This is a genomic window from Sulfitobacter sp. HI0129 (assembly GCF_001635395.1).
In the GTDB taxonomy this organism is placed as follows: Bacteria; Pseudomonadota; Alphaproteobacteria; order Rhodobacterales; family Rhodobacteraceae; genus Sulfitobacter.
Window position 1 is genome coordinate 1 of the sequence record NZ_LWGH01001010.1, and the last position, 315, is coordinate 315.

General features: G+C 64.8%; 1 pseudogene. It reads left to right on the forward strand.

The window, feature by feature from the left end:
* Nucleotides 1–113: 113 nt before the first annotated feature.
* Nucleotides 114–315 (forward strand): annotated as a pseudogene (locus A3764_RS21780) (ABC transporter permease); the annotation flags it as partial.

The window sequence follows — 315 nt, forward strand, 5'->3', positions numbered from 1 at the left end:
GTGGTGAGCCCGAACCTCGTTCTGGCCTATCGCAGCGATATCGAGGGCGTGCGTTACAGCGCCTGCTGCAACCTGCCGCTTGCCGAAATCTCGCGCAAGTAAGGGGGGCCGCCATGCTGCGCTATATCATACGCCGGATTTTGGGAGTGCCCTTCCTGCTCCTTGGCGTGGCCAGCGTGGCGTTCATCCTGTCGCAAAGCACCAAGGGCGACCCCCTGTCCGCCCTGGTCCCCGAGCGGATGATGAACAACCCCGAGATCGTGGCGGCGGTGGAGGCGCAATGGGGCCTCGATCAGCCGCTGCCCGTTCGCTACG